The sequence below is a fragment of the Burkholderia sp. LMG 13014 genome (assembly GCF_905232215.1).
Classification (GTDB): domain Bacteria; phylum Pseudomonadota; class Gammaproteobacteria; order Burkholderiales; family Burkholderiaceae; genus Burkholderia.
Map to the genome: position 1 here is coordinate 1 of NZ_CAJNKE010000275.1, position 7,653 is coordinate 7,653.

Genomic DNA, 7,653 nt, shown 5'->3' on the forward strand with positions numbered 1-7,653 from the left:
GGGGGGCCGGCGGGCCCGCCAGCGCCCGGTGTCAGTACGACTGCCGGTCGAGACGGATTTCCTGCAGGATCGTCGTCGCGATTTCCTCGATCGACTTGTGCGTCGACGACAGCCACTTGATCCCCTCGCGGCGCATCATCGCTTCGGCCTCGTTGATCTCGTAGCGGCAGTTCTCGGGCGCCGCGTACTTGCTGCCCGGCCGGCGCTCGTTACGGATCTCCGACAGGCGCTGCGGGTCGATCGACAGCCCGAACAGCTTCTCGCTGTACGCGGCGAGCGCCGACGGCAGCTTGCCGCGCTCGAAATCTTCCGGAATCAGCGGATAGTTGGCTGCCTTCACGCCGTACTGCATCGCGAGATACAGGCTCGTCGGCGTCTTGCCGCTGCGCGACACGCCGACCAGGATCACGTCGGCTTCCGACAGGTTGCGGTTCGACTGGCCGTCGTCGTGCGCGAGCGAGAAGTTGATCGCCTCGATCCGCGTCTTGTATTCCTCGGTGTCCGCGTTCTGGTGGCCGCGGCCCATCGCGTGGCTCGACTTGAGCTCCAGCTCCTGCTCGAGCGGTTCCACGAAGCGCTGGAACATGTCGAGCACGAGCGCGTTCGAGCGCTTGACGATGTCGTTCGACTCGCTGTCGACGAGCGTCGTGAACACGATCGCGCGGCGGCCGTCGTGCACGGCGGCCTCGTTGATCTTCTCGAGGGTCGCGTAGGCCTTGTCGAGCGAATCGACGAACGGCACGCGCACGAGGCGGAATTTCTGGTCGAACTGGGAGAGGATCGAGTGCGCGAAGGTTTCGGCAGTGATCCCGGTGCCGTCGGAGACGATGAATACGGTAGGCAGCATGAATCTGGGCGTCGAACGTGAAGGGCGGTTGCGCGGGCGGCTGGAGGTTCGCCTCCAGACGCAGTGACAAGGTCGCGCCACATCCGGCAGCCGGCACGGTAGAATAGCGGCAACCTGTTGGATAAGCAATTGCGGGGGCAGGGCGCGAACGGCGCCCCAGGCTTCGCCGCGCGATTCAAAAATTCCCGGCAAGTTTGGCGATTCGTCTGCAAATATCGCCCTTCTGCCGGGATTTTTGCAAATCGGGTCGGAAGATTTTCCGCCGCTGCGATTGTTTATCTAACAGGTTGCGCAAGACGCGCCGCGCCTTTTTGCAAGCGCCCGCGTCCGAGCCCACTTGCGCAATCGAGCATTTTTTTCACACTTAGGGGCTTGTATGACTAACGCAGCAAACGTCGCAAAGGACCAGGCGTATGTAATTCCGTTCGAGCAGTTGCGGATGACCGATGTGGAGATCGTCGGCGGCAAGAATGCGTCGCTTGGCGAAATGATCAGCCAGCTTTCCGAAGCAGGCGTTCGTGTACCCACCGGTTTCGCCACGACCGCGCTCGCGTTCCGCGATTTCCTCAAGCACAACGACCTTACCGACCGCATCGCCAAGCGTCTCGAGTCGCTCGACATCGACGACGTGAAGGCGCTCGCCGAAGCTGGTGCCGAAATCCGCAAGTGGATCGTCGATGCGCCGATGCAGGCACGTCTCGAGCAGGAAATCCGCGAACAGTTCGAAATCCTGAAGAGCAGCTCGCCGGGCGAGCTGTCGTTCGCCGTGCGTTCGTCCGCTACCGCGGAAGACCTGCCCGACGCATCGTTCGCCGGTCAGCAGGAGTCGTACCTGAACGTCGTCGGCATCGAAGACGTGCTCGACCGCATGAAGCACGTGTTCGCGTCGCTGTACAACGACCGCGCGATCTCGTACCGCGTGCACAAGGGCTTCACGCACGCGGAAGTCGCCCTGTCGGCCGGTGTGCAGCGCATGGTTCGCTCGGACGTCGGCGCCGCCGGCGTGATGTTCACGATCGACACCGAATCGGGCTTCAAGGACGCCGTGTTCATCACGTCGAGCTATGGCCTGGGCGAAACCGTCGTGCAGGGCGCCGTGAACCCGGACGAGTTCTACGTGTTCAAGACGACGCTCGCACAGGACAAGTACCCGATCATCCGCCGCTCGATCGGCTCGAAGCTGATCAAGATGGAATTCACGCAGCCGGGCGAGCCGGGCCGCGTGAAGACGGTCGACGTGTCGCACGAGCAGCGCAACCGCTACTCGATCACCGACGAAGACGTGATCGAGCTGGCGAAGTACGCGGTCATCATCGAGAAGCACTACCAGCGTCCGATGGACATCGAGTGGGGCAAGGACGGCCGCGACGGCAAGATCTTCATCCTGCAGGCACGCCCGGAAACGGTGAAGAGCCAGGCAACCGGCAAGGCCGAGCAACGCTTCAAGCTGAAGGGCCAGTCGCAGGTGCTGGCGACGGGTCGTGCGATCGGCCAGAAGATCGGTGCGGGCCCCGTGCGCGTGATCCAGGATCCGTCGGAAATGGAACGCGTGCAGCCGGGCGACGTGCTGGTGGCCGACATGACCGATCCGAACTGGGAGCCGGTGATGAAGCGTGCAGCCGCGATCGTCACGAACCGCGGCGGCCGGACCTGCCACGCGGCGATCATCGCGCGTGAGCTCGGCGTGCCGGCAGTCGTCGGCTGCGGCGATGCGACCGACATCCTGAAGGACGGCGCGCTCGTCACCGTGTCGTGCGCGGAAGGCGACGAAGGCAAGATCTACGACGGCCTGCTCGAGACGGAAGTCACGGAAGTGCAGCGCGGCGAACTGCCGGAAATCCCGGTCAAGATCATGATGAACGTCGGCAACCCGCAGCTCGCGTTCGACTTCTCGCAACTGCCGAACGGCGGTGTGGGTCTCGCGCGTCTCGAGTTCATCATCAACAACAACATCGGCGTTCACCCGAAGGCGATCCTCGAGTACCCGAACATCGACCAGGACCTGAAGAAGGCCGTCGAGAGCGTCGCGCGCGGTCACGCATCGCCGCGTCAGTTCTACGTCGACAAGCTGACGGAAGGTGTCGCGACGATTGCAGCAGCGTTCTATCCGAAGCCCGTGATCGTGCGTCTGTCCGACTTCAAGTCGAACGAGTACAAGAAGCTGATCGGCGGTTCGCGTTACGAGCCGGACGAGGAAAACCCGATGCTGGGTTTCCGCGGCGCGTCGCGCTACATCGCTGAAGACTTCGCGCAGGCGTTCGAGATGGAGTGCCGTGCACTGAAGCGCGTGCGCGACGAGATGGGCCTGACCAACGTCGAGATCATGGTGCCGTTCGTGCGGACCGTGAAGCAGGCGGAGCGCGTCGTCGGCCTGCTCGAGAAGTTCGGCCTGAAGCGCGGCGAAAACGGCCTGCGCCTCGTGATGATGTGCGAAGTCCCGACCAACGCGATCCTCGCCGAAGAGTTCCTCGAACACTTCGACGGTTTCTCGATCGGTTCGAACGACCTCACGCAGCTCACGCTCGGCCTCGACCGCGACTCGGGCATGGAACTGCTGGCTGTCGACTTCGACGAACGCGACCCGGCCGTCAAGTTCCTGCTGAAGCGCGCGATCGACACCTGCCGCAAGATGGGCAAGTACGTCGGCATCTGCGGCCAAGGCCCGTCCGATCACCCGGACTTCGCGCAATGGCTGACGGACGAAGGCATCGTGTCGATCTCGCTGAACCCCGACACGATCATCGAGACGTGGCAGGCGCTTGCCAACCGGAAGTAACGGTCGGTAACTCACCTTTGACGAGAGCGCGGTGGCATCGCGCTTTCGTTGAAGGCAAAATGCAAGGTTCATGCTATAAACACCCCGGTAGACACCGGGGTGTTTTTTTTCGTCGGTACTCGCCGGGCCGCCCCAAGAGTGCCGAGCGCCCCCTTGGGGGGCAGCGAACATGGTGAGCGTGGGGCTGTTTCCTTTCGGTACTCGCCGGGCACCCCGCGCGTGTCGATCGCTCGCTCCGGGGGCCGCGAATATATCGATCCGGAACAGCGCTTCAGCGCGTATTCTGGTTGCATGAGACGCAGGTGAGCGCGGGGGACTTTTCTGGAGACCACAATGATGTCGGGGCATCTGTTCTGGTGGGTCGCGGTGGGCGTGCTGGTCGTGGCCGAGTTGCTGACCGGCACGTTCTATCTGCTGATGATCGCGCTCGGCTTTCTCGCGGGCGGGCTGCTGCAGCTGGCCGGCTTCGCGCCGCACGTGCAGTTCGGCGCGGCGGCCGTGGTCGCGATCGTCGCGATGATCGTGTTGCGGCGTTCGGGGCTTGGCCGCAAGCAGAAGCGCGACACGTCGACCAATCCCGACGTCAATCTCGATATCGGCTCGACCGTCACGGTCGACGCGTGGCGTGACGGCCGCGCGCGCGTGCAGTATCGCGGCGCCGACTGGGATGTCGAGCTCGAGAACGGCGAACGCGACGATGCGCACGTGTATCAGGTGAGTGCCGTGCGCGGCAATTGTCTCGTGGTCGTGGCGAAACCCGCGGGCTGATCGTCCGCCGATACAACAAGGAGGGAATACTTCATGGATTCGCTGATCATCTGGGTGGTTCTGCTCGTCATCGCGATCGTGATCGTGTCGAAAACGGTGAAGATCGTGCCGCAGCAGCATGCGTGGGTGCTCGAACGCTTCGGGCGCTATCACGCGACGCTGTCGCCCGGCCTGAACATCGTGCTGCCGTTCGTCGATCGCATCGCGTACCGGCACGTGCTGAAGGAAATCCCGCTCGACGTACCGAGCCAGGTCTGTATCACGCGCGACAACACGCAGCTGCAGGTCGACGGCGTGCTGTATTTCCAGGTGACCGATCCGATGAAGGCGTCGTACGGGTCGAGCAACTTCGTGCTCGCGATCACGCAGCTCGCGCAAACCACGTTGCGCTCGGTGGTCGGCAAGCTCGAACTCGACAAGACGTTCGAGGAGCGCGACTTCATCAACCACAACATCGTGTCGGCGCTCGATCAGGCCGCCGCGAACTGGGGGGTGAAGGTCCTGCGCTACGAGATCAAGGACCTGACGCCGCCGAAGGAAATCCTGCACGCGATGCAGGCGCAGATCACCGCGGAGCGTGAAAAGCGCGCGCTGATCGCCGCATCCGAAGGCCGCAAGCAGGAGCAGATCAACCTCGCGTCGGGCGCGCGCGAAGCGGCGATCCAGAAATCCGAAGGCGAGCGGCAGGCTGCGATCAACCAGGCGCAGGGCGAGGCCGCCGCGATTCTGGCGGTGGCCGAAGCGAATGCCCAAGCGATCCAGAAGATCGCGAACGCGATGCAATCGCAGGGCGGGATGGACGCGGTGAACCTGAAGGTGGCCGAGCAGTATGTCAGCGCATTCTCGAATCTCGCGAAGCAGGGCAACACGCTGATCGTGCCGTCGAACCTGTCGGATCTCGGCACCGCGATCTCGTCGGCGCTGACGATCGTCAAGAGCGCGGGGGCGGCTTCGGGCGGGAAGGCCTGAGTCGGACGTACGCGGTGCGTGGGCAGCGGCCGCGTGCGATCGGCATGCGGCGAATCGTCGCGCAGCCGGGGTGCGGATGATGCCCGTGCGGTGCCGTCGTCGGCACCTTTCTTCAGTCGAAACGGGCGGTATGGCGTGCTGCGTGCCGCCTCAGCCACGGCTTGGCAGCCGGCATCCGCGATTCACCTGGCCCAAAGCAACACGGCCCGCTTCGAGCGGGCCGTGTCGTTTGCGAAGCGCGTCGCGCGCATCAGATGCCGGCGCGCATGATGCGTGCCTTTTCGCGTTCCCAGTCGCGCTTCTTCTCGGTTTCGCGCTTGTCGTGCAGCTTCTTGCCCTTCGCGAGCGCGATGTCGCACTTCACGCGACCGCCCTTGTAGTGGAAGTTCAGCGGCACGAGCGTGTAGCCACGCTGCTCGACCTTGCCGATCAGTTTCTTGATTTCGTCGCGGTGCAGCAGCAGCTTGCGCGTGCGGACCGGGTCGGGCGTGATGTGGGTCGAAGCCTCGGGCAGCGGGCTGATATGGGTACCGATCAGGAAGATCTCGTCGTGCTTGATCACGACGTAACCTTCCCTGATCTGGCCGCGCCCGGCGCGCAGCGCCTTGACTTCCCAGCCCTCGAGCACGAGCCCCGCCTCGTAGCGTTCCTCGATGTGATAATCGAAGTGCGCTTTCCTGTTGTCGATGATGCTCATGAAAGGATCGGGCCAACTCGTTTAAAATCACGATTTTAGCAAAGCGGGGCGGGAATCGCCCGGCTTGCGTTCTCACCTTAAGCGATGCCGCGCGATTTATGGCAGATGTCCAGAAAACCGTATTGATCCGTCATTCGGCGGAACAGATGTTCGACCTCGTCACCGACGTGGCCGACTACCCCAATTTCCTGCCCTGGTGCGGCGGCGTCGAGATTCGCCGTCAGGACGAGAGCGGGATGGAAGCGCGCATCGACATCAACTTCAAGGGCATCAAGCAGCATTTCGCGACGCGCAACACGCAGCAGCGCCCGGCGCGGATCGACATGGAGTTCACGGACGGCCCGTTCAAGAAGTTCACGGGCGCGTGGCGCTTCACGGCGCTGCGTGCCGATGCGTGCAAGATCGAATTCGCGCTGCACTACGAGTTCTCGAGCATCCTGCTCGAGAAGATCATCGGGCCCGTGTTCAGCCACATCGCGAACACGTTCGTCGATTCGTTCGTGAAGCGCGCCGACCAGCGCTACGGGAAGGGGTGACGCGATGCTGTCGATCGAAGTCTGCTATGCGCTGCCGGATCGCCAGACGCTGATTCCGCTGTCGCTGCCCGAAGGGGCGACCGTTCGTTCGGCGATCGATGCGAGCGGCGTGCTCGCGCTGCACCCGGAAATCGATCTCGCGAACGCGAAGACGGGCGTGTACGGCAAGCTTGCGCCGCTCGACGCGCCGCTCGCCGACCACGACCGCGTCGAAATCTACCGCCCGTTGATCGTCGATCCGAAACTCGCGCGCCAGCGGCGCGTCGACAAGTCGCGCCGCGACGGCTCCATCGAGGGCCGCAAGTGGATGCACAAGGACGCGCGCTGACGCGGGCCGGTTCGCGGCTTCAGGCCCGTTTCGTCTGATCAAACGCCGCGGCGCTCAGTGGGCCGCGGCGTTCGCGTTTGTCGGCGCGCTTCCCGATGTATCGCCGCCGGCGGGCGTGTTGCCGTGCTGCCGCACCGATCCGTAGACGCCCGCGAGCAGCAGCACCAGCGCGGCGATCTCGAGCGCGTGCGGCATCCGCTGGTCATACACGAACGCGTAAAGCATCGCGAACACGGTTTCGAACACGATCAGCTGGCCCGACAGCGTGAGCGGCAGCCGCTTCGACGCGGCATTCCACAGCCCGTTGCCGAGCCACGACGCGCCGATCGCGAGCACGAGGTTCAGCAGCCAGAACAGCTGCCAGCGCGACGCCGGGACGGCTGCCTGCACCGTGCCGTCCGGCCGCGCGAGGATCGCGATCCAGACGAGCCCGCCGATCAGGCCCGTCACGACACCCCACAGCACCGACCACTCGTTGCCGCCGAAATGATGATGGCGCTGCAGATAGCGGGCGTTTGCGACTGCATACCAGGTCCAGCTCGCGAGCGCGCCGGCCGCGCAGGCAATCCCGGCGAGCTTCTGGCCGAGCGTCGTCGCATGCGCGGCCTCCGACGTGAACAGGTCGACGTTGATGCAGACGATGCCCGCGATCACCAGCGCGAGCGGGGCGGCGAGCCGCCGCAGCGGCACGGCGCCGTGGTCGCCGAGGCCCGCGAGCGTGACCGTGACGGG

At 64.2% G+C, this 7,653-nt stretch carries 8 protein-coding genes; 5 read left to right on the forward strand and 3 right to left on the reverse strand.

The features are described from left to right. Nucleotides 1-31 precede the first annotated feature (31 nt). Nucleotides 32-847: a pyruvate, water dikinase regulatory protein gene (locus JYJ84_RS22905; RefSeq protein ID WP_043190854.1), complete on the reverse strand. Its 816-nt coding sequence runs from the start codon at nucleotides 845-847 to the stop codon at nucleotides 32-34. A 376-nt stretch (nucleotides 848-1,223) separates the two neighbouring features. On the opposite strand from JYJ84_RS22905, the gene ppsA reads away from it, so the two are divergent. From ppsA to JYJ84_RS22920, 3 genes are all read left to right on the forward strand, one after another. After that, nucleotides 1,224-3,623: a phosphoenolpyruvate synthase gene (gene ppsA / locus JYJ84_RS22910; protein WP_122945691.1), complete on the forward strand. Its 2,400-nt coding sequence runs from the start codon at nucleotides 1,224-1,226 to the stop codon at nucleotides 3,621-3,623. A 333-nt stretch (nucleotides 3,624-3,956) separates the two neighbouring features. Beyond that, entirely contained in the window at nucleotides 3,957-4,391 is a 435-nt protein-coding gene (locus JYJ84_RS22915; protein ID WP_122945690.1) for an NfeD family protein, read from the forward strand. A gap of 33 nt (nucleotides 4,392-4,424) precedes the next feature. Beyond that, nucleotides 4,425-5,360 (forward strand): SPFH domain-containing protein, encoded by a 936-nt coding sequence (locus JYJ84_RS22920; protein ID WP_069248266.1) that lies wholly within the window; start codon nucleotides 4,425-4,427, stop codon nucleotides 5,358-5,360. A gap of 250 nt (nucleotides 5,361-5,610) precedes the next feature. On the opposite strand, the gene smpB is transcribed toward JYJ84_RS22920, so the two are convergent. Then, nucleotides 5,611-6,057: an SsrA-binding protein SmpB gene (gene smpB, locus JYJ84_RS22925; protein ID WP_122945689.1), complete on the reverse strand. Its 447-nt coding sequence runs from the start codon at nucleotides 6,055-6,057 to the stop codon at nucleotides 5,611-5,613. Between the two features lie 98 nt (nucleotides 6,058-6,155). Here smpB and JYJ84_RS22930 point away from each other — a divergent pair, with 98 nt between their 5' ends. After that, nucleotides 6,156-6,593 carry a type II toxin-antitoxin system RatA family toxin gene (locus JYJ84_RS22930; RefSeq protein ID WP_085039369.1) on the forward strand — a complete coding sequence of 146 codons (438 nt, stop codon included), beginning with the start codon at nucleotides 6,156-6,158 and terminating at the stop codon, nucleotides 6,591-6,593. Nucleotides 6,594-6,597: 4 nt separating this feature from the next. After that, entirely contained in the window at nucleotides 6,598-6,921 is a 324-nt protein-coding gene (locus tag JYJ84_RS22935) for an RnfH family protein (RefSeq protein WP_039342764.1), read from the forward strand. Between the two features lie 54 nt (nucleotides 6,922-6,975). Here the strand turns inward: JYJ84_RS22935 and JYJ84_RS22940 are convergent. Next, a partial coding sequence (locus tag JYJ84_RS22940) for a DMT family transporter (protein ID WP_205189498.1) occupies nucleotides 6,976-7,653 on the reverse strand: 678 nt, incomplete at its 5' end.

Excerpts from the sequence above, each read along its gene's own strand:
- JYJ84_RS22905 (WP_043190854.1), bottom strand. The coding sequence starts at position 847 with ATGCTGCCTACCGTATTCATCGTCTCCGACGGCACCGGGATCACTGCC.
- ppsA (WP_122945691.1), top strand. The coding sequence starts at position 1,224 with ATGACTAACGCAGCAAACGTCGCAAAGGACCAGGCGTATGTAATTCCG.
- JYJ84_RS22915 (WP_122945690.1), top strand. The coding sequence starts at position 3,957 with ATGATGTCGGGGCATCTGTTCTGGTGGGTCGCGGTGGGCGTGCTGGTC.
- JYJ84_RS22920 (WP_069248266.1), top strand. The coding sequence starts at position 4,425 with ATGGATTCGCTGATCATCTGGGTGGTTCTGCTCGTCATCGCGATCGTG.
- smpB (WP_122945689.1), bottom strand. The coding sequence starts at position 6,057 with ATGAGCATCATCGACAACAGGAAAGCGCACTTCGATTATCACATCGAG.
- JYJ84_RS22930 (WP_085039369.1), top strand. The coding sequence starts at position 6,156 with ATGGCAGATGTCCAGAAAACCGTATTGATCCGTCATTCGGCGGAACAG.
- JYJ84_RS22935 (WP_039342764.1), top strand. The coding sequence starts at position 6,598 with ATGCTGTCGATCGAAGTCTGCTATGCGCTGCCGGATCGCCAGACGCTG.